Source organism: Actinoplanes sp. NPDC026619 (assembly GCF_040638295.1).
GTDB lineage: Bacteria > Actinomycetota > Actinomycetes > Mycobacteriales > Micromonosporaceae > Actinoplanes.
Map to the genome: position 1 here is coordinate 1 of NZ_JBEZYA010000038.1, position 18700 is coordinate 18700.

Consider the following 18700-nt stretch of genomic DNA (forward strand, 5'->3'; position numbering starts at 1 on the left):
ACCGCGATCGGCTGGCACCGCATCAACGGCGACACCAACATCGCCCGCGCCAACCGACGAGCTGACCGCCGATCACACGACCTTATCGACGCCGTGACCAGCAGTTACACCAACACGCAATGACCCTGGAACCGACCCCGGCCCGCCAGCCAGGATCATCGGTGTTCCCCGCGGGAACACCACATGAGCGCCACCGCCACAACCAGCCATATCAGGCCACGATCTTGACGGTGACATACCCGGACAGATTGAGTTTTACCAGGTCAGCGGCCCATCGGGCCGGACACGTAACCCCTATGGGGTCACCGCTGATCTTTTTTGATCGATCTTGCGGCGATCCTCCGGGTCTTTCTTTTGGCGGTCTTTGGCATCACCGTCTTCCCCGGCGATGCCGGGCTTGCACGGGCTTTGGCCGGTCATGCCGAGGGTGTTGATCTGGTCCACACCGAAGATGCCAGAAATGGCGATAGCCGCCTTCTCGGGCTGGGTTCCGCGCAGCGTTACGCCGGTGCGGGTGCCAGATAACGTCAGATCCCGTGCGCGGAGATAGTCCGCCACAGCAGTCGTATGAGCCCGCCTCCCCGCTACATCGGATCGTTACCGCACTTCCCAGGCGCACTGGCCGACCGCGAAAATCTTGGCGACCGATGTCGGAATCGGGACCGGCCGCTCCGACCAAGGGCCGGTGCCCGCACCGGGCGCCGGACGAAGGGACGGATCACCATGAAGTACATGATCATGATGTTCGGCGGGCTCGGCGAGTCGCTGGCCGGGCGGAGCCCGGAATGGATCGAGAGGATGCAGACCACCATGGTGTCGATGGACCGTGAACTGCGGGAGAGCGGCGAGGTGGTGGAGAGCCGGCACCTCATGGATCCCAGCCAGGCCACAACCGTACGGTTCCGTAACGGCACCGCGGCGCCGACCGACGGGCCGTTCGCCGAGATCAAGGAGTCCCTCGCCGGCTACTGGATCGTCGAGGCAAGCCACGAGCGGGCCGTTGAGATCACCGCACGGGTCGTGGCGCACACCGAGTACCCGATGGAGATCCGCCGGGTCATGGACGAGTCCCCCGAGTTGTAGCGATGACCACGTCGTTCGAGAGCCTGCTGCGCGAGCTCACGCCGCAGGTCCTCGGCGCGCTCGTACGCCGGTACGGGCAGTTCGACGCCTGCGAGGACGCCGTGCAGGAAGCGTTGCTCGCCGCGACCATCCAATGGCCCGCCAATGGAAGCCCCGACCGGCCCCGCGCCTGGCTTCTGACAGTGGCCGACCGCGCGCTGGTCGACCGGTGGCGCGCGGACAGCGCCAGGCGCCGCCGAGAGACCGCGGCCGCCTTCGACCCGGCCCGCCAACCACCCGCAGGCGGACCGGCGGACGACACCCTGATCCTGCTGTTCCTCTGCGCCCACCCGACCCTCTCCCCGCCCGCCCAGGTCGCCCTCACCCTCCGCGTCGTGGGTGGCCTGACCACGGCTCAAATTGCCACCGCATTCCTGGTCCCCGAGGCCACCATGTCGCAACGGATCCGCCGGGCCAAACAGAGCATCCGCGAGGCCGGCGCCCGCTTTGAACTGCCCTCGCCGCACAACTGGCCGGACCGGTTGGACGTCGTGCTGCACGTGCTCTACCTGATCTTTAACGAGGGCAGCACCGCAAGTTCCGGGCCAGCACTGCACCGCGATGAGCTGACCGTCGAGGCGATCCGCCTCACCCGGATGCTGCATCGGCTACTGTCCGCCGAAGGCGAGGTGACCGGCCTACTCGCCCTGATGCTGCTCACCGACGCCCGGCGCGACGCCCGCACCGACGACAGCGGATCGATCATTCCCCTTGCCGACCAGAACCGGCACCGCTGGGACGCCACCGTGATCGCCGAAGGCCGCCGCCTGCTGATGCGAACGCTGGGCGCCGGCCCGGTCGGCCCGTACCAGATCCAAGCCGCGATCGCCGCGCTGCACGACGAAGCACCCACCGCCGAGCAGACCGACTGGCCACAGATCCTCGCCCTTTATGACGTGCTCACCAGGGTCGCGCCCGGACCGGTCGTCGCGCTCAGCCGAGCCGTCGCTCTCGCCGTCGTTCACGGCCCGGCGGCCGGGCTCGCCGCACTCGGCACGCTCGACGCCGACACGCGATTGTCACACACTCACCGGCTCGAGGCCGTCCGCGCGCACCTGCTTGAGCAGGCCGGTGACCCGGAGGCGGCCCGCGAGTCCTACTTACGCGCCGCGCGGGCTACTGCCAGCCTTCAAGAACAGCGGTACCTCACCCGCCGCGCCGCCGCCCTGCGCGGTCAGAACTGATTAAGGTCCGCAGTGTCGTCGCAGTCGCACCGGCGTCGACGCGGACACCCGTGGAGGGCGGGAGGTCACGACCACGCCGGGCCGGCGCCCGCCGGCCGCATCGCCTCGCGTGCGCCGGCCGGACGTCGTCCCGCCGTAGGTGATTCAGCCTGGCGGCGGTTCGGCGACGGCTTCCGCCAGCAGGCGATGCACCGGCACGAACGGCGCGAGTCTTTCGACGCACCAGGCCACGAACCGCGGTGAGTGGACGGCACGCGGCAGCGGTTCGGCCCGCATGACGTGGAACCCGTCGCGCACGGCGAACCGGCCCGCCCGTTCCAGTCCCGGCGGGGGCCGGCGGCGGGTCGGCTGCGACAGTGCCCCGCCGGCGGCGATCAGCGCCGCCATCTCGCGGTCCAGCGATGCTAGGTGATCCGGCTGCGCCAACGCCGCCCGGTAACGCCCCAGCGCCGGCCCGCGCAACGCAGCGACCCCGCAACCGAGATGAACCTCGGCCGGGGTCACCCTGATCAACAGTGCCGGGTCGGTGCGCGGGCCGTCGGGGCCGGTCCACAACGCCATGTCCACATGAGTCTTGTAGGGCGGCCGACTCGGCCGGAATCGGAGATCGTTGCTGATCCGGAACAGACTGCCGCCGACTCGCGGCTCGGCCCGCAGGCTCGGGACGCAACGGCGACGCAACGCTGCGACGAGCGCCGTAACCAACATTCTCGATGGATTGAGCAGCTCACGCCGGTACACCTCCCGGTGCGCGTCGAAGTAGGCCTTTGTGTTCTCGCGGGCGAGGCCGTCCAGGAACGTGAGGCCACCCCGGCCGAACCCGGGGAACTCGGCAGCGTCGTCAGTTCCCGCGGCGTGGTCCTTCGCTTCGGTCAGCAGTTCACGCCATCGGTTGGAGGCCGACGGCGGGACGGCGACCCATTCGCGGAAGGTCCGTCCCGCCGGCGCGAACGGCTCGCCGGTCCCCGCCGCCACCAGAGCGGCGACCCGAACCGTGTGAAGCCTGATTAGCAGCGCGCCGGTACGCCGGTCCAGTGCGGCGAAGAACCGACCGCCCCACCGGACGCACGGCAGCCCCATCATGGTCGAACGGGTCACGGCCGGATCCGCGCACATCGGTCCGACCAGTTCCCAGAAGAGTCCCTCGCCGCCGGGCGCCGGGCTCGCCGTCACGCCGCGGCGCCGTGCGGCACAAACAGCGCGACCAGCGTGCCGGCCGGGTCGGCGACCAGCACCGACGTCCCAGCCGGGCCAATTTGGGCCGGCCGGACCACCCTCCCGCCCAGCGCCACCGCCCGATCAGCAGCGGCCGCCAGTTCGTCCACCGGGACGTACGGCACCCAGCGGCCCGCCGTGCCCGGATCCGACGGCAGCATCCCGGCCCACGGCTGCTCGCCGTCGACCAACACCGCCTGGTAGTCGCCGAAGCCGGACCGGACCGTCCAGCCGAACAGGTCCCGGTAGAAGTCGCCGAGCTTCTCCGCCTCGCCGACCGGCAGATCGAACCACACGAAAGGTGATGCCATCACGCACTCCCGGATCATCATTGCGGGCCGCCGATCGGACCCGCCTACCCTCTGAGATCCCGAAGCGGTCCGGAACTCATCGGTGTTGTCTGACCCCGCCGCTACCGTGGGAGGATGCGCACCGCCGAGACCGTCGACGACCCGCTGCTCGCCGCCGCCCGCAACGGCGACGGGCCGGCCTTCGAGCGCCTGGTCGCCCCGCACACCCGGGCCCTGCACGTGCACTGCTACCGGATGCTCGGCTCCTTTCACGATGCCGAGGACGCCACCCAGGAGACCCTCGTGCGCGCCTGGCGCGGCCTGGCCGGGTACCGCACCGACGCGCCGCTGCGGCACTGGCTGATGCGCATCGCCACGACCACCTGTCTCAAAGCGATCGAACGGCGCGGCCGCGTCCCGGCGACCACCGCCGACGTGACCTACCTCCAGCCGTACCCCGATGACCGGGCCGACGCCGATCCCGCCGCCGTGGCCGAGCAGCGCGAGTCCATCGCCCTGGCCTTCATCGCCGCCCTCCAACTGCTGCCACCGGCGCAGCGCGCCACGGTCATCCTCCGCGACGTCCTCGCTTGGAACGCCGCTGAGGTCGCGGCCCTGCTCGACCTCAGCGTCCCCGCGGTCAACAGCGCCCTGCAGCGGGCCCGGACCAAGCTCGCCGAGACCGGCGGCGTGCCCGCCGCTCCTCCATCCGCCGACGAGAAACTGGTCCTGGACGCCTTCATGCGGGCCTGGCAGTCGTGCGACATCCCTGCCCTGGCCGCGCTGCTGCACCGCGACGTCATCCTCGCCATGCCGCCCCAGGCAATCCTCATCACCGGACGCGACGCCGTGGCCGGGTTCTTCGCCAACGTCCCCGCCGACGGCCGCCTCGACACGATCCGGCTGCGGCCGATCCGCGCCAACGGCCAAGCGGCCTTGGCTGCCTACCTCCCCGACGACCGGCAGTACTGCCGCGGCTACGGGATCATGGTGCTCACCATCGCCGCCGGCGGGGTCACCACCATCATCGGCTTTCCCGACCCGTCCCTCTTCCCCGTCTTCGGCCTGCCCGAGCGCGGCTGAGGCCCGATCCACCCCGGTCGTCCCGCAGCAGCGGCGCCCACGTATGCCAGGGCCGGCACCACCCGTCGACGTGAACCGGTTTCACCGCCCCCGGGAAGTCGACGGAGGCTGCTTTCCCCCGGATCACTGGAGGCGGCGCAGCCAGGAACGCCAGACATTCTACGAGGGCTCAGACGCGGAAGGTGGCGACGAGGCCTGCGCCTGCCGTGGCGGCGCTCAGCCTCGGCTCGTCGGGCCGGTGTTGGGACTGCTACCGCGCAGCGTCGCGTTACGTGGCCCGGTGCTCGCCGAAGAACTCGACGAGACCGCCAACACCTTGATCGGCGCCGGTGCCGAACTGAGCGAGCCAACCCGCGTCCGTCCGCCGGCCGGTTTCCCGCCGGCCGGGCCGCGGCCCGCTTAGCTGTGCGCGACGGCTTCCATCTCATCCAGCGCTTCGCGCATCCCGAGGCCATCGGCACCACACAGTTCGTGCCTTGGTACGCCCACCACCTCATGCCCTACCGGCCGCTGCTGCAATGGCTGACGCAGCACACGAGCACGTGATCACGGAGACGCTCCCAGGGGCCCCGGCTTGAGGTTCCGATCGGCGGCGACACCAGCGCGTTCGGTCTTGTCTGTGCCCGCCGCGCCGGGCGGCTTAGCCGGTGGGGACGAAGGACGGCGGCGTGGCCATAGCCGGCTGGTAGGTTGATCTGAGGTGTGCCGGGAAGCCTGGTCGGCGATCGATGTCGGCTGTCCAAGTCAGGGGGCGCACGGGTGAGCACACTGGCTTGGACCGCCGTGGTGATCTTCGGAATCGCCTACGTGCTGATCGCCACGGAAAAGATCAATCGGGTGGCGGTCGCGCTCGGCGGCGCGTCGATCATGCTGGCAATCGGGGCGACCGATGCGAAGCATGCGTTCTTCTCCGAGGACGCGGGCATCGACTGGAACGTCATCTTCCTGCTGCTGGGCATGATGCTGATCGTCAGCGTGCTGAAACGCACCGGCATCTTCGAGTACGTGGCGATCTGGAGCGCCAAACGAGCGCGCGGCCGCCCGTTCCCGGTGATGGTCATTCTGCTGGTGGTCACCGGTGTAGTGTCGGCCGCCCTCGACAACGTTACGACCGTGTTGCTGGTCGCGCCGGTGACCTTGCTGGTGTGCGAGCGGCTCGGCGTACCGCCCGTGCCGTTCCTGATCGCCGAGGTCCTGGCCTCGAACATCGGCGGCGCCGGAACCCTGGTCGGCGACCCGCCGAACATCATCATCGCCAGCCGGTCAGGGCTGACCTTCAATGACTTTCTATCGGTCATGGCGCCGTTCGTCCTGGTGGTCCTCGTCGTACTGGTGCTGCTGTGCCGGATCATGTTCCGGTCCGCGTTCCGCTACGACGCCGAGCGCGCCGAGCGGGTCATGGCCCTGCGGGAGGCCGATGCCATCCGCGACCGGCGGCTGGTCGTGATCAGCCTGGCCGTCCTCGCGCTCGTGCTGGCCGCGTTCGGCCTGCACACGCTGCTGCACCTGGAGCCCTCGGTGGTGGCGCTGCTCGGCGGCCTGCTGTTGCTGGCCCTGTCCCGGCTGGATGCCACCGAGGTCGCCAAGGACGTCGAGTGGCCCACCCTGGTGTTCTTCGCCGGTCTGTTCGTCATGGTCGGCGCGCTGGTCGCGACCGGGGTGATCGACTCGCTCGCCCGTGCCGCCACCGGCGCCGTCGAGGGCAAATTGTGGCCGGCGACGCTGCTGCTGCTGTGGGCCTCGGCCGGACTGTCGGCGATCGTCGACAACATCCCCTATGTGGCCACGATGAGCCCCGTCGTCTCCGAACTCGTACACGCGGAGGGCGGGCTGGACAAGGCACAGGTCCTGTGGTGGGCCCTTGCCATCGGCGCCGACCTGGGCGGCAACGCGACGGCGGTCGGGGCCTCGGCCAACGTCGTCGTGCTCGGCATCGCCGAACGTTCCGGACACCGGATCTCGTTCTGGGGCTTCACCAAGTACGGGTTGATCGTCACCGTCATCTCGGTCGCCATGGCCGTGCCGTACCTATGGCTGCGCTTTTTCGCTTTCTGAGGAAACACGGTGGTGCACACCATGGCCGAGAGACCGGCGTGGGCAGAGTGTCATGGGATTGTGAACGTTCCGCAGCGCCGCCGCCACCTGCCGAAGGCACCGTGGGGTTGTCAGTCGTCCCGGCGAAGGGAGTCTGCCGTGCGTAACCTGCGCGCGTGCCTGGCCGCCGCGAGAACGGTAACCACCGCCGCCGGGATGGTGGCGTCGACCGGTGTCGCCGCGACGATCGCGGCCGCCGTGGTCGCTGATCCATTACGGTGTGCCTGATGACGATGCGCCCGGAGAACGGCATGATCCGCCGGCTCACCACCGACCTCGTCTACACACCCAGCGTCTTCGTCGCTGTAGCCGGAGTATGGATCGCCGCCACTCCGCTGGTTGTCGACAATCCCGGCCGCTACCCGGCGTGGAACGACATTGCGACGGGCTTGTCCCTGACGGCTGTCGGCGCCCTGCGGGTGCTGGCTCCGCGGCGTACGGCAGTGCTGGGGCTGGTCAGCGTTCTGTTGGGTGGGTGGTTGGTGGCCGCGCCCTTCGTGCTGGACTACGCCGTTCTGCTCGGCGTGGCCTGGAACGACATCGTGATCGGCGTCCTCGTCGTGATGTTCGCCGGGGTGGGCGCACTTGCCGGAGCAGCACGACGATCGCCGCCTCGAACTGGTCGAGGCCGTACCGAAGGCAGCAGCCGAGGAGACTCTACGACGACAGATCCGGAACCGCGAAATTGAAAATCTTGGGCCCCCGCGGCTACGTTCGTGCGCCTCCGGGTGGCAGTCACTCGCGCATGGACTCAAGCCGACGTAAGGTACGAAATCCCGCTCCGGTCATCACCGCAAAGCCGATGATCGGTGTGTACGGCCAAGAGCTGGTGCCGAAGCGGTAGGAGGCGAAGGCAACGAGGATCACCGCCGCGAGCACGCCAACGCACACCCATGACACCCAGTCGGTCGCGAGCGCGGCCGCCAGCCCGCACGCCACTGCCACCAGCAGAGCATCACCCGCGTGGCCGGTGGACAGCGCCGCGCCGAGGAACTCGGCGACGACGATCAGTACGACACCGGCGGCCACTTCGCGCCCGATGACGACGCGGCGCTCCTCGACACCCATGTGCGCCGCCGATCAGGTGCCGAGCACCCGGTCGAGCAGCCCGTCCAACGTGATCACGCCAATCATCTTCTTGTCGGCGCCGACCACCGCCACGAGCGGCACATTCGAGCGCGCCATCACGGAAGCCACCTCGAGCACGGTGGCGTCCGGCGCGACGACAGGGAGTTCAGGCCGGGACCTCGGCAACAGTTCGGCCACCGTGCGGTCGCCCAGCCCGTCGAAGATCACGTCGGCGGCGGGCTCATCAACGACCCGCGCCAACGCTGGGTCGTCCTGGCAGTACGAGGGCAGCGCCATCCGCAGCACCTGCGTGCCGGCCAGCACGGTCAGCGGACGGCCCTTGGCGTCCAGCACGACAAGACCGGGTAGATCCTGCGCCGCCAATACCGTCACCGCCTCACGGGCCGGCGTCGTCTCGGTCACCGTGCTGAACGGCCTCGCCATGTCGGACGCGCGCATCCCCCCACGCTAGTCTCTCCCGCCTGCGGTCGGCGGCAGCGACGTCGGTGTGCGGCTGCGCTCGCTCACCGGGAACGCGAGCAGCGGTGAATCAGCGGGGCAAAGCGGCTGGTGAGCGATGGTCGACGACGTCGAACACCTGCTCCAGCCGGGCGAGGTGGAGGATGCGCCGGACACGTGCCGATGGCGCGCACAGCACCAGCCGGCCACCGCTGCTGATCATGTTGCGATGTGCCCGCAACAGAATATCGATCGCGGCCGCGTCCACCAGTGCGCTGTGGCGCAGGTCGATGATCAGGCGGTGCGGGTGCAGCTCGACCGCATCGGTGATCAGCCGCTTCCATCGTTCGACGGCGATGCCCTCGAACGGTTCGGTGACCACGACGACCGCTTCCGGAATTTCCTGGTCCAGCATTGGCATCTCTCCTCGACATCGCGCCTCATGGCAAGATTCGTCGACCGGTGTGGCGGGTCGTCCTCGCGCCTATGACAGTTCCGTGACAGTCCGCTGCTATTCGGCGGCCCGGCTCGCCGCCGTGGTCGCGTACCAGCCATGATGGGGGAATGTCGGCGGTTCTGGTGATCGAGGATGACGACCGGATCAGGCTCTCGCTCGTGCTTGCGCTCGAGGACGAGGGCTATGTGGCGACGGGCGTGCCCACCGCCGAGGAAGGGCTCGACGCGCAACGCCAGGCCCCCGCCGACACCGTCCTCGTCGACCTGATGCTGCCCGGTATTGACGGCTTCGAGTGCATCCGGCAGTTACGGCGCACCGACGACGTGCCGATCGTGGTGATCAGCGCCCGCGACGACACCCATGACATCGTTGCCGCGCTTGAGGCCGGCGCCGACGATTACCTGGTCAAGCCGGTTGCGGTGAAGGAGCTGACCGCCCGGTTGCGGGCTTTGCGCCGGCGCGCCCGGGCGGTTTCGCCCGAGGCCGTGCCCGTCTTGCGCTTCGGCGAGTTGGAGATCATGCCGGAAGCTGGTGAGGTACGGCTGCACGGGGAACCGGTGCCGGTCACCCGCACCGAGTTCCAGTTGCTCTGTGAGCTCGCCGACCACCCCGGCCGGGTGTTGTCCCGCCAGCAGTTGCTGCAACGGGTGTGGGAGTACGACGGCGGCGACGAACGCCTCGTCGACGTCCATGTCGGCCGGCTGCGGCAGAAGATCGAGGACGACTCGAGCGCGCCGAAGCATCTCGTCACTGTCCGAGGTCTCGGTTACAAGCTGCAACGATGAGGCGGGCCGGGCTCCGCGCGCGTGTCATCGCCGGCTTCGCCGCGGGCGCGCTCGCCCTTTCCGCCACGATGGCTTTCGTCTCGTACGAGATCATTCGGCATTCGCTGCTCGGCGAGCGGGAGAACACCGCCGTACGCGCCGCGTACTACGACGCGGCGGTGATGCGGGCCGGTATCGTCACGACGGCCGATCCCGACCTCGTCGCCCTGTTGCGATCGCTCGATACCGGCGAGAGCCGCCGGGCGCTGCTGTACCGCTCCGGAGAGTGGTTCGCCCGCAACGCCGACGCCGGCACCACCAACGCCGTGCCAGCCGGCCTCCAGCGACAGGCGCAGTCCGGCCGGGCCGCCGTGCAGCGGGTCCGTGCCGGCGGCACCCCAACCCTGGTCGTCGCGGTGCCGATCTCCGCCGACACGGTGTTCTACGAGGTCGACTCGCTCGCCGAGCTCGACCACACCCTGCGAGTGCTCACCATCGTGCTGACCGCGGTCGCGGTCAGCACCGCGCTGGCCGGGGCCGCGCTCGGCCGGTACGCCAGCCGGTACGTGCTGCGCCCTCTCGTGCGGGTCGCGCAGGCGGCACAGGACATCGCCACGGGGGCCTCCGACGCCCGGCTCGACCCGGCGCAGGAACCGGATCTCGGCCGGCTGGCGTCCTCCTTCAACTACATGGTCGACGAGCTGTCGGCCCGGCTGGAACGCGACCGGCGGTTCGCCGCCGACGTCAGCCACGAGTTGCGTTCGCCGCTGCAGACGCTGTCCACTGCCGCGACCGTTCTCGTGCGGCGGCGAGACCAGCTCGACGAACGCACCGCGACCGCGGCCGGACTGATCGCCGAGGAGATCGCCCGTTTCCAGCAGTTGGTCAACGATCTGCTCACACTGGCGCGCAGTGACCAGCCGGCGGAACGGGCACCGGTGGACGTCGCCGGGCTGGCCCGGTCGGCCTGCCGGGAACGCGGCCTGCCGGAAAGCATCGTGACGGCCGAGGGCGGCACCACCTGGTGTGTCGACCGTCGTCGTGTCGGGCAGATGCTCGGCAACCTGATCGACAACGCAGCGGCCTACGGCGGCGGCGCCACCGCGGTCCGTCTCGTGCTGGACAGCGATGTGGGCAGCATCGAAGTGTACGACGAGGGGCCCGGAGTCAGTCCGGAGGACAAGACGGTGATCTTCAATCGTTTCGTGCGCGGCCGGGCCGCTGGGACGAGGCGCGGCTCCGACGGTACGGGACTGGGGCTCGCCCTGGTCGCCCAGCATGCCGCCGCACACGGCGGGGCCGCAACGGTGCTGGACCGGCCGGGTGGAGGAGCCCGGTTCCGCATCGACCTGCCGGGGTGCGCATCATGAAGGCCTGCGTGTTCGTCGCCGTCGTACTCCTACTGACGCCGATCGCGGGCGGATGCGGTGTGCCGGCCGAGGACGAGCCGCGCGACCTGCGCAATCCCGGCCTCTCGTACGGGCCCAGCGGGCCGGCCCCGGACCGCTTCGGCACTGCCATCGAGCGCCTCTACCTGATCCGCGACGGCGAGCTGGCACGGGTCGTGCGCAGGGTGCCGACGGCCCGTACTCCGCAACAGATGTTGCAGGACCTGCTCGCCGGACCTACCGCCGCGGAACACGAGGACGGCATCAGCACCGCATTGAGCACCATGAAGATCGACGGCATCAGCGTGACCCAGCGGCGCGCCAGCGTCACGATCGGCAAGCCTGCCGATCAGGGTGCACGCAGCGACGAGATCCTCGCCTACGGGCAGATCGTCTGCACGCTGACCAGTCAGGGCGCCGATGTCGGAACAGTGTCGTTCACCAGCGGCGGCCGATCGCTCGGCGTCCCGCGGGGCGACGGCTCGCTGTCCGCCGACCCGCTCACGATCGCGGACTACGCCGGTCTTCTGGGTTCCTGACGGCGCGGCCAGATCATCGTCGCGGCCGTGTCTTCCGGCGGCCGGCCACGACGCCGGACGGCGTGGCACGGGCCGACACCGGTGCGGCTGCGCGGAGAACCACCGCCTCGCGCGGCGTGCAGGCAGCCCGGGAGGCAGGCATGGTCAAGCCACTCCACTGTCCGTGTTCTCCGCTGCGACAGCCTGATCGGCAGAGTCGAACACGGGGAACGCCGTGTGTAACCGCATCGTCCGCAGAACGGTCTGCACGAACCGGGACGGCGCGGCGAGCACCAGCACCCCGCGCCGGACGCGAGCCGCGTTACGTGCCCGCACCAGGGTCCCCAGACCGTTCGAGTCGATGACGTTGACCTGCGCGAGATCGACCACCACGCGCGGCCGTGCCTGGACCGCCTGCTCCAGCGCGATTCGCAGCTGCGGGACGACATCGAGATCGATGTCCCGCAGTACCCGCACGATCGCGGCCGACGGCGTCAGCCGCAGAGAGACCCACGTGCCTGGTACGCCCTCGGGCGCCCGCCGGCGTGGCCTGCCCGGACGGGTGCTCGGTCGCGTCGTGCACGCCGGACAACGGTGCGGCCCCCGGGCGAACGCCGACCCACCCCAGCCGAGTGCCGCCACCGCCACGTAGACAACGTCGGCGTCGTGAATGCCGCAACCGTCCGACCGGGCGACATCACCACACTGGTCGCAGATCACCTGCATGCCTCCGTCGACGGCGGGAACGGCTGTCATACCTGCTCCTCACGGTCTACCGGCAATGGAAATAGTCACCGAGGATCATTCAGGACGGATGGGTCGAACCGCTGACGTGCGGCGGTTGGCGACTCGAGGCCGGTCCCGAATAAAGCTCACTTTCCTACGCGACTACCAGCGTCTCGGATCGATGTGGCAGACGGTCCGCAGCAATATGACGGTCTCGTGTCACTTCGCCCTCCCGCGCGACTCTTCCCTTGTCCCGAGCAACAATGGCGCTATGCAATGAAACCAGGAAGCGGCCGACCCCAGGGCCGACCCGGGTTCGGGAGGCACGATGACCAACCATGGAACACGGATGCCACATCTCGACCACACGGTAACCCCGGCAACCCTCCACGAACGCTGCGAACAGATCGCCGTACCCGACTTCGACTGGTTCAACGAACCGATCGTGGCGATCGTGGACGGGCTCCTCCACCGTCGGCCGCCAGCAGAAACACCCTCGAAGGCCACCACTGACGAGGCGCAAACGGGGTAGTTCCACGGGCGACCGATGAGACCGCACGACCGACCGGGACCGCCACTTCGATGCGAGGAGATATGCGTTGACGTTCGTGAGCTTGGTCGTCGCCGCGTCTGCCGGCCTTGCCGTCGGTCTCGGTAGCCAGATAGTCATGCCGGGCCGACGTGTGCCCCGCCGGCTCACCGTGGCCGTCGGCGTCGGCGCCGCTGTTCTGGGAACCCTCGCCGCGAAAACGGTGGCACCTACGGCACCGGGCTTCGGCCTGCCGGACGTCGTCGCACCCGTACTTTTCGCCGGCATCGCGGTCACGGTGATGGCGACCGAGGCACGTCGTCGCCTTCCCGACCGGACGGGTTCGCGGGAAACCTCGTAAGAACCACCTGAGCAGCGACATCCCGGCAGAGAGCACCGTCACGACCGCCGCGCCCACCCGGACCTGCCGCACCGCAAGGCCGGTCACCGCCCGCAACGCGGTCATCGGCCGGTGTCGCCGTAGTAGGCGAGGAAGATCTCCTCGAGGCTGGATTCGCGCAGGAACACCGCGGTGACGTCCGCCGCGGCAAGCGCCCGCAACACCGGCGCCGGCGGCCCGGCCAGCACGAACCGCACCCGCCCTTTCCCGTCGCCCACCACCTCGTCCACGCCCGGCAGTGCCGACAGGTCGGGAACCGCGGCCGGGAAGAGGGCCGCGACCTCGCTGCGGTGCAACCGGCGCAAGGCGGCGACCGTCGCGACGTCGACCAGCCGGCCCGCGCGCAGGATCCCGACTCGGTCGCACACCGCCTCGACCTCCTCGCGACGGTGCGAGCTGAGCAAGACTGTCTGTCCCCGCTCGCGTGCTTCCCGGACGGCCCGCCGGAACTCGCGTTCCGTCAGCGGGTCGAGTCCGCCGGTCGGCTCATCCAGCACCAGCAGCGGCGCCCGCGTCGCGAACGCGGCGACCAGCGCCACCTTCTGCCGGTTACCGCTCGAGTAGGTACGGGCCGGCTTGTCGAGATCCAGGTCGAACCGATCGACCAACCCGGCACGGTAACCGGTGTCGAGGCCCGGCCCGGTTCGGGCAAGCAGGGCAAGGATCTCCGCTCAACGGCCTCGCGCCGAACGGACCCGTCGGCGCACCACGCCGTACCAAGCCGGAACCTCCGCCTGATCGTCGAAGCCACGAGCGACCACGACATCGGTCGACGAGTGCAACACGATCGAGACCACGATCGTCACGGCCACCAGGTGGAAAATCGTGTCCGCCGCCATGATGCCGGACTCCAGGACGAGCAAACCGTAGACGACCGAGGCGAAGCCCTTCGGGCCGAACCACATCGCCGCGGCCTGTTCCCGCATGTCCAGCCCGGAACGCAGGAATGACACCCACAGCGCAACCGGACGGGCCACAAAAATGGCCAGGAACGCGAACACCCATCCCTGCCAGGAGATGTCCGCGAGGAACTCCAGCGAGATCAGCGCACCGAACACCAGCAGCGCCGCCAATTTGAAAAGCTCAGCGATATTTTCCCCGAAATGCTCGAACGCCGCCCGCTGGCGCGGGCCGAAGGTCGCCACCGTGATGCCCGCGGAGAAGGCGGCCAGGAACAGGTTGGCGTGCGTCGCCTGCGCCACGGCCAGCACCAGCAGCCCGATCGCCAGCCCGTTGAGCGGCTCGTACGCGGTCGACGCGGAGAAGAACCGGGTGCGTTCCAGCAGAATCGCCAGCACCGGGATCAGCACACCGATGATCAGACCCAGCGAGACCTCGACCGCGAGCTCGCCCAGATGCAGGTCGTCGGAGCCGGTCGCGACGGCCAGGAAGACGATCACGAACGGCAGGGCCAAGCCGTCGTTGACGCCCGACTCCACGTTCAGCAGGTGCCGCAGCCGGGCCGGGACCTTGTCGTTGCCGACCAGCGCGGAGGCGAACACCGGATCGGTCGGGCTCAGGATCGCCCCGATCAGCAGCGACTCCGCCCAGCCCAGCCCGGCCACGTAGTGTGCCGCCAGCGCCGTCACCAGCAGCGTCAGTGGCAGACCCCAGCCCAGCGCACGTCCTGGCAGCTGCCAGGCCGAACGCAGGTCGGGCCAGCCGACGCGCATGCCGTCGGTGAACAGGACAGCGAACAGCGCCAACTCGGCCAGTGTTCCGACGATCGGCGAGTCGGCGTGCACGTCGAGCACGCCGCTGGTGTCCGGGCCGAGAACGAATCCGGCGACCAGGAACAGCACGGCCGTGGACAGGATCGTCCGCTTGGCCAGGGCGGAGACCAGCACGGCCAGCAGCAGTACGGCAGCAAACGCGAGCAGCAGCACGATAACTCCGGGGGTCAGCGCTGGTAGATGTCGGGGATGTCGTCGCGGTTGCGGTCGATCTGCTCGGCTTCCCGGATCCGCCGGTACACCCGGTTACGGGCGCGCAGGACACCGGTCGCCAGCACCGCGGCGATCAGCGAGCCGAGCAGGACGGCCACCTTCACGTGGTCGTCGCGCTCGCCACCGACGCCGAAGGCCAGCTCGCCGATGAGCAACGAGACGGTGAAGCCGATCCCGGCCAGCACAGCCAGCCCGGCCATGTCGATCCAGGACAGGCCGGAGTCGATCGTCGCCCGGGTGAAACGGGCAGTCAGCCACGTCGCGAGCAGGATCCCGATCGGTTTGCCGACGATCAGCCCGGCCATGATGCCGAGCGCGATCGGGTCGGTGAGCGCCGAGCCGAGACCGTCGAGGCCGCCGATCGTGACGCCCGCGGACATCAGCGCGAAAATCGGCACGGCGACGCCGGCCGAGATCGGCCGGAACCGGTGCTCGAAGTGCTCGGCCAGGCCCGGTCCGGCCTCGGGGCCGCCGGCCCGCTGCGAGCGCAGGACGGGGACCGCGAAGCCGAGCAGAACCCCGGCAACGGTCGCGTGCACCCCGGAGGCGTGCACCAGCGCCCACACCGCGAACGCCAGCGGCAACAGCAGCCACCAGGACCGCACCCGCCGCTGCACCAGCAGGGTGAAAAGCGCCAGCGGGACGAGGGCGGCCAACAGCGGCAGCACCAACAGGTGGGCCGTGTAGAAAATCGCGATGATCACGATCGCGAGCAGGTCGTCGACGACCGCAAGGGTCAGCAGGAAGGTGCGCATCGCCGTCGGCAGGGACCGGCCGACGACGGCCAGCACCGCCAGCGCGAAGGCGATATCGGTCGCCGTCGGGATCGCCCAGCCCTTGACCGCGCCACCCGTGTTCATCAGCACATACACCAACGCCGGAACGACCACGCCCCCTACTGCTGCCGCGACCGGCACCGCGGCCCGGCGCGGGTCGCGCAGGTCGCCGGCGACGAATTCGCGTTTGAGCTCCAGCCCGGCGACGAAGAAAAAGATCGCCAGCAGCCCATCGGCCGCCCAGGTCGCCAGCGACAGGTCCAGATGCAGCGCGGACGGGCCGACCCTGAGGCCGATCATCGCGTCGTAGCGACCGGACCAGACTGAGTTCGCCCAGATCAGCGCGACGAGCGTGCCGGCCAGCAACAGCGCCCCACCGATCGTCTCCTTGCGCAGCACATCGGCGATACGGCGCGCCTCGCGCCAGGAACCAGGGCTGAGGACACGAGGGATCGAACGAGGCGCTTTACTCACGGGCAACCAGCTTTCGGGGTCGGATCAGCCAATTGCCGACCAGACTTCCCGGCGCACCGCAACTAACCCTACAGGTCATCCGGCGGTAAGGCGGCGGCTGTCGATTCAGCCGGTTTTGTCGGCAACGGTCCTGCGGGGACATGACGGTCTCATGACAGGTACCGCGCTGGTCTGCGTATCTCGAAGCCGAGGCCGGCGACGGCGCACACTGCGGAGACCAGACAGGCGAAGTCGACCGGCTTGGGCGCGTATCCCTGAACCGGCAGGTCCATCCGGCGCACAATCTCCTCGGCCGCGATCGAGTCGACCAGCAGAATCACCGGGATGTCGGCGGTCGCGCTGCGGGAGCGCAGATGCTCGAGGAACACGCCGCCGCCCGGCCACGGCAGGTTGAGGTCGAGCAGCACGAGGTCGGGCGTCAGTGCCTCGGTGTACGGCGCGGCTCCGTGCAGACACGCCATGGCCGACGACACATCCCGCACGGCGGAAACCCGGTTGGCTACCTTGTGCATCGCGAAGTCCTCACGCACGAGAATCTCGTCCGTGGAGTCGTCCTGCACGAGCAGGATCTCCACGGGCCGAGCGTGATCCGTCATCGACCCCTCCACCGGAAAAAGTGCACTGCTACACGTAGTCAGCCATCATAGGGAGACAGCGCATCCTGAGATCCCGGGCTTGCCTCGTCAGTCAGTTGCGCCCATCGGCGCCGCCATTCGGCGTCGGACGCCTCCCCGGCCGCTTCGACGAGCGCGTTGAGCATTGCGGCGAACGCCAGTGGGCGGGTGAGTGACAGGTCACCGACCAGCGCAGCGATCATGTTGCGGCGGCGACTCATCACCCCGCCGACAAGATCACGGCCGGCCGGGGTCAGGGTGACCCACGCGGCCCGGCGGTCGTCCGCGCGCTCCTGCCGCGCCGCCAGCCCTTTGCGGACCAGCCGGTTGCACATGCGGGTGGCCGTCGAGGAGGTGACACCGAGCTCGTCGGCCAGGTCCACGATGCGCTGCGGCCCGCGCGAGACCAGCACGACCAGGGTACGGAACTGCGGCAGCGTCACCTCTTCGTCGAGATCCGCCAGCGAGCGGGCGGCCAGGCCGACGAAGACCCGGCTCAACGCCAGCAAACCGCCGACCACCTCGTTCTCGTCCACCGTGAGCGTCGTCTGCGAAATCACGCGCCCACTGTGACACGGCGAGCGGCGATCATCGTCATGAAGCCGTCACACGATCGCAGTCCGACCGGCACGACCAGAATCGAGCATTCAAGGCGCACCACGAGCCCTCCCTCCACGTCCGCCCGAGCGTGCACCGATGCGGGCATCCCGGGCGGACATCGTGGTCACGTCAGGACCGGGGTCGCCTGAGCCGGACGACGGTGAGGGCCGCGATCCCCAGGGCGCCGATCAGCATCATCCAGAGAACCAAGGGGCTGACCGGCGGCGTCAGGCTGGCATTCGCGGTGGCGATACCCATCGCCGAGAGGTCCTCAGCGGGCGGCATCGCCGCCGGCGGCAGCCGCTCGTACTGCACCAGGCCGGTGCTCTCCAGCATCTTCATATGGTTCATCACGAACGTGTTGGCCTGGTCGGCCAGCTCACGAACGACCGGGTTGCGGGTGCCGGACCGTACTGCCCCGATGATCGGGAAGATCTTGCCGTGCGCGGCCCGCAGCCGGGTGACGAACGTCTGGTCGAACTGCCCGCCTTTGGCGTTCTGCATCTCGTTGAGCCAGCCCTGCTGCTGCGCGGTCGGCGTGGACGGGATCGTGGCGCCAAGCTTGTTAGCCGCGGCCACGACCAGCTCGTCGAGCTGCACATGCTGGTCGGCGATCATCTGACCGACCTGCCGCACCTTCGCGGTGCTGCCCTTCTGCGCGGCCATCTGCCCGGCCGGCATCTCCCACAGCCCGGCGGTGCGCACACCGTTGAGCAGGGTCATGTCGGCCGCGTTCAGCTGGGTCGGCACACCACCCTCCGCCCGGGCCGGCGCCGGCGCCAGAGCGAGGACGGCAATCGCGACGGCGACGGCGATGCCGCCGCGACGGCACACTTCGGGCGTACGGAACATGACAACCTCCGGAAAACGCGGCACCGACGTTGATCAGTACGGCTGCGAGCCGAGAAGAGTTCACCAGTGCACGTAATTTTGGGCTGACGACCGGGTGCCTCCGAAAGTCCGGGGCGACGATCGCGCCGGTGAGCAGTTCAG

Annotated in this window: 25 protein-coding genes; 12 read left to right on the forward strand and 13 right to left on the reverse strand. The window is 69.3% G+C overall.

Going from position 1 to position 18700, the window contains the following annotated elements; all coding sequences use genetic code 11:
• Positions 1–294: 294 nt before the first annotated feature.
• Complete coding sequence (locus AB0E90_RS45760) at positions 295–558, reverse strand: hypothetical protein (protein ID WP_360418925.1); 264 nt, start codon at positions 556–558, stop codon at positions 295–297.
• Between the two features lie 165 nt (positions 559–723).
• Between AB0E90_RS45760 and AB0E90_RS45765 the strand changes: the two genes are divergently transcribed.
• Positions 724–1083 (forward strand): YciI family protein, encoded by a 360-nt coding sequence (locus tag AB0E90_RS45765; RefSeq protein ID WP_360418927.1) that lies wholly within the window; start codon positions 724–726, stop codon positions 1081–1083.
• Between the two features lie 2 nt (positions 1084–1085).
• Positions 1086–2306 carry a DUF6596 domain-containing protein gene (locus AB0E90_RS45770; protein WP_360418929.1) on the forward strand — a complete coding sequence of 407 codons (1221 nt, stop codon included), beginning with the start codon at positions 1086–1088 and terminating at the stop codon, positions 2304–2306.
• Positions 2307–2450: 144 nt separating this feature from the next.
• Here AB0E90_RS45770 and AB0E90_RS45775 read toward each other — a convergent pair whose 3' ends face one another.
• Both AB0E90_RS45775 and AB0E90_RS45780 read right to left on the reverse strand, forming a co-directional pair.
• Positions 2451–3479 carry a DUF2461 family protein gene (locus AB0E90_RS45775; RefSeq protein WP_360418931.1) on the reverse strand — a complete coding sequence of 343 codons (1029 nt, stop codon included), beginning with the start codon at positions 3477–3479 and terminating at the stop codon, positions 2451–2453.
• Positions 3476–3832 carry a VOC family protein gene (locus tag AB0E90_RS45780; protein WP_360418933.1) on the reverse strand — a complete coding sequence of 119 codons (357 nt, stop codon included), beginning with the start codon at positions 3830–3832 and terminating at the stop codon, positions 3476–3478. The genes AB0E90_RS45775 and AB0E90_RS45780 overlap by 4 nt, the downstream gene beginning before the upstream one ends.
• Positions 3833–3946: 114 nt before the next feature.
• Here AB0E90_RS45780 and AB0E90_RS45785 point away from each other — a divergent pair, with 114 nt between their 5' ends.
• The 5 genes from AB0E90_RS45785 (at position 3947) to AB0E90_RS45805 (ending at position 7677) form a co-directional block, all read left to right on the forward strand.
• Complete coding sequence (locus AB0E90_RS45785) at positions 3947–4894, forward strand: RNA polymerase subunit sigma-70 (RefSeq protein WP_360418935.1); 948 nt, start codon at positions 3947–3949, stop codon at positions 4892–4894.
• Between the two features lie 405 nt (positions 4895–5299).
• Complete coding sequence (locus tag AB0E90_RS45790; RefSeq protein WP_360418937.1) at positions 5300–5440, forward strand: hypothetical protein; 141 nt, start codon at positions 5300–5302, stop codon at positions 5438–5440.
• 213 nt (positions 5441–5653) lie between these two features.
• Positions 5654–6949: an ArsB/NhaD family transporter gene (locus AB0E90_RS45795; protein ID WP_360418939.1), complete on the forward strand. Its 1296-nt coding sequence runs from the start codon at positions 5654–5656 to the stop codon at positions 6947–6949.
• A 138-nt stretch (positions 6950–7087) separates the two neighbouring features.
• Positions 7088–7216: a hypothetical protein gene (locus tag AB0E90_RS45800; RefSeq protein ID WP_360418941.1), complete on the forward strand. Its 129-nt coding sequence runs from the start codon at positions 7088–7090 to the stop codon at positions 7214–7216.
• Positions 7216–7677: an SPW repeat protein gene (locus AB0E90_RS45805; protein ID WP_360418943.1), complete on the forward strand. Its 462-nt coding sequence runs from the start codon at positions 7216–7218 to the stop codon at positions 7675–7677. Before AB0E90_RS45800 ends, AB0E90_RS45805 begins: the two co-directional genes overlap by 1 nt.
• 46 nt (positions 7678–7723) lie before the next feature.
• Here AB0E90_RS45805 and AB0E90_RS45810 read toward each other — a convergent pair whose 3' ends face one another.
• The 3 genes from AB0E90_RS45810 to AB0E90_RS45820 all read right to left on the reverse strand — a co-directional run bounded on the left by AB0E90_RS45810 (position 7724) and on the right by AB0E90_RS45820 (position 8897).
• Positions 7724–8056: a hypothetical protein gene (locus AB0E90_RS45810; RefSeq protein WP_360418945.1), complete on the reverse strand. Its 333-nt coding sequence runs from the start codon at positions 8054–8056 to the stop codon at positions 7724–7726.
• A 12-nt stretch (positions 8057–8068) separates the two neighbouring features.
• The gene (locus AB0E90_RS45815; RefSeq protein WP_360418947.1) at positions 8069–8515 is read right to left on the reverse strand and encodes a CBS domain-containing protein; all 447 of its coding nucleotides are present in this window, start codon (positions 8513–8515) and stop codon (positions 8069–8071) included.
• A gap of 91 nt (positions 8516–8606) precedes the next feature.
• Positions 8607–8897, reverse strand: coding sequence for an STAS domain-containing protein (locus AB0E90_RS45820; protein ID WP_360418949.1), 291 nt, complete (start codon positions 8895–8897; stop codon positions 8607–8609).
• Between the two features lie 182 nt (positions 8898–9079).
• Here AB0E90_RS45820 and AB0E90_RS45825 point away from each other — a divergent pair, with 182 nt between their 5' ends.
• From AB0E90_RS45825 to AB0E90_RS45835, 3 genes are read left to right on the forward strand one after another with little or no spacing between them, the layout of a single operon-like run.
• Positions 9080–9757, forward strand: coding sequence for a response regulator transcription factor (locus AB0E90_RS45825; RefSeq protein ID WP_360418951.1), 678 nt, complete (start codon positions 9080–9082; stop codon positions 9755–9757).
• Positions 9754–11106 (forward strand): HAMP domain-containing sensor histidine kinase, encoded by a 1353-nt coding sequence (locus AB0E90_RS45830; RefSeq protein WP_360418953.1) that lies wholly within the window; start codon positions 9754–9756, stop codon positions 11104–11106. The genes AB0E90_RS45825 and AB0E90_RS45830 overlap by 4 nt, the downstream gene beginning before the upstream one ends.
• Positions 11103–11663 (forward strand): GerMN domain-containing protein, encoded by a 561-nt coding sequence (locus tag AB0E90_RS45835; RefSeq protein ID WP_360418955.1) that lies wholly within the window; start codon positions 11103–11105, stop codon positions 11661–11663. The genes AB0E90_RS45830 and AB0E90_RS45835 overlap by 4 nt, the downstream gene beginning before the upstream one ends.
• A 144-nt stretch (positions 11664–11807) precedes the next feature.
• Here the strand turns inward: AB0E90_RS45835 and AB0E90_RS45840 are convergent, their stop codons facing one another.
• The gene (locus AB0E90_RS45840; RefSeq protein ID WP_360418957.1) at positions 11808–12398 is read right to left on the reverse strand and encodes an STAS domain-containing protein; all 591 of its coding nucleotides are present in this window, start codon (positions 12396–12398) and stop codon (positions 11808–11810) included.
• Positions 12399–12696: 298 nt separating this feature from the next.
• On the opposite strand from AB0E90_RS45840, the gene AB0E90_RS45845 reads away from it, so the two are divergent.
• Both AB0E90_RS45845 and AB0E90_RS45850 read left to right on the forward strand, forming a co-directional pair.
• A complete protein-coding gene (locus tag AB0E90_RS45845) occupies positions 12697–12900 on the forward strand; it encodes a hypothetical protein (protein ID WP_360418959.1) in 204 nt (67 codons plus the stop codon).
• Positions 12901–13036: 136 nt separating this feature from the next.
• Positions 13037–13258, forward strand: coding sequence for a GlsB/YeaQ/YmgE family stress response membrane protein (locus AB0E90_RS45850; RefSeq protein WP_360418961.1), 222 nt, complete (start codon positions 13037–13039; stop codon positions 13256–13258).
• A 101-nt stretch (positions 13259–13359) separates the two neighbouring features.
• On the opposite strand, the gene AB0E90_RS45855 is transcribed toward AB0E90_RS45850, so the two are convergent.
• The 6 genes from AB0E90_RS45855 to AB0E90_RS45880 form a co-directional block, all read right to left on the reverse strand.
• A complete protein-coding gene (locus tag AB0E90_RS45855; protein WP_360418963.1) occupies positions 13360–13905 on the reverse strand; it encodes an AAA family ATPase in 546 nt (181 codons plus the stop codon).
• 63 nt (positions 13906–13968) lie between these two features.
• Entirely contained in the window at positions 13969–15186 is a 1218-nt protein-coding gene (locus tag AB0E90_RS45860; protein WP_360419080.1) for a cation:proton antiporter, read from the reverse strand.
• Positions 15187–15197: 11 nt separating this feature from the next.
• On the reverse strand, positions 15198–16493 hold the full coding sequence (gene nhaA, locus AB0E90_RS45865; protein WP_360418965.1) for a Na+/H+ antiporter NhaA: 1296 nt from the start codon (positions 16491–16493) through the stop codon (positions 15198–15200).
• 149 nt (positions 16494–16642) lie between these two features.
• The gene (locus AB0E90_RS45870) at positions 16643–17089 is read right to left on the reverse strand and encodes a response regulator (protein WP_360418967.1); all 447 of its coding nucleotides are present in this window, start codon (positions 17087–17089) and stop codon (positions 16643–16645) included.
• A gap of 38 nt (positions 17090–17127) precedes the next feature.
• The gene (locus AB0E90_RS45875) at positions 17128–17667 is read right to left on the reverse strand and encodes a MarR family transcriptional regulator (RefSeq protein WP_360418969.1); all 540 of its coding nucleotides are present in this window, start codon (positions 17665–17667) and stop codon (positions 17128–17130) included.
• A 169-nt stretch (positions 17668–17836) separates the two neighbouring features.
• Entirely contained in the window at positions 17837–18559 is a 723-nt protein-coding gene (locus tag AB0E90_RS45880; RefSeq protein ID WP_360418971.1) for a DUF4142 domain-containing protein, read from the reverse strand.
• Between the last annotated feature and the right edge of the window lie 141 nt (positions 18560–18700).

Excerpts from the sequence above, each read along its gene's own strand:
- AB0E90_RS45765 (WP_360418927.1), top strand. The coding sequence starts at position 724 with ATGAAGTACATGATCATGATGTTCGGCGGGCTCGGCGAGTCGCTGGCC.
- AB0E90_RS45770 (WP_360418929.1), top strand. The coding sequence starts at position 1,086 with ATGACCACGTCGTTCGAGAGCCTGCTGCGCGAGCTCACGCCGCAGGTC.
- AB0E90_RS45780 (WP_360418933.1), bottom strand. The coding sequence starts at position 3,832 with ATGGCATCACCTTTCGTGTGGTTCGATCTGCCGGTCGGCGAGGCGGAG.
- AB0E90_RS45785 (WP_360418935.1), top strand. The coding sequence starts at position 3,947 with ATGCGCACCGCCGAGACCGTCGACGACCCGCTGCTCGCCGCCGCCCGC.
- AB0E90_RS45805 (WP_360418943.1), top strand. The coding sequence starts at position 7,216 with ATGACGATGCGCCCGGAGAACGGCATGATCCGCCGGCTCACCACCGAC.
- AB0E90_RS45810 (WP_360418945.1), bottom strand. The coding sequence starts at position 8,056 with ATGGGTGTCGAGGAGCGCCGCGTCGTCATCGGGCGCGAAGTGGCCGCC.
- AB0E90_RS45815 (WP_360418947.1), bottom strand. The coding sequence starts at position 8,515 with ATGCGCGCGTCCGACATGGCGAGGCCGTTCAGCACGGTGACCGAGACG.
- AB0E90_RS45825 (WP_360418951.1), top strand. The coding sequence starts at position 9,080 with ATGTCGGCGGTTCTGGTGATCGAGGATGACGACCGGATCAGGCTCTCG.
- AB0E90_RS45830 (WP_360418953.1), top strand. The coding sequence starts at position 9,754 with ATGAGGCGGGCCGGGCTCCGCGCGCGTGTCATCGCCGGCTTCGCCGCG.
- AB0E90_RS45835 (WP_360418955.1), top strand. The coding sequence starts at position 11,103 with ATGAAGGCCTGCGTGTTCGTCGCCGTCGTACTCCTACTGACGCCGATC.
- AB0E90_RS45840 (WP_360418957.1), bottom strand. The coding sequence starts at position 12,398 with ATGACAGCCGTTCCCGCCGTCGACGGAGGCATGCAGGTGATCTGCGAC.
- AB0E90_RS45845 (WP_360418959.1), top strand. The coding sequence starts at position 12,697 with ATGACCAACCATGGAACACGGATGCCACATCTCGACCACACGGTAACC.
- AB0E90_RS45850 (WP_360418961.1), top strand. The coding sequence starts at position 13,037 with ATGCCGGGCCGACGTGTGCCCCGCCGGCTCACCGTGGCCGTCGGCGTC.
- AB0E90_RS45870 (WP_360418967.1), bottom strand. The coding sequence starts at position 17,089 with ATGACGGATCACGCTCGGCCCGTGGAGATCCTGCTCGTGCAGGACGAC.
- AB0E90_RS45880 (WP_360418971.1), bottom strand. The coding sequence starts at position 18,559 with ATGTTCCGTACGCCCGAAGTGTGCCGTCGCGGCGGCATCGCCGTCGCC.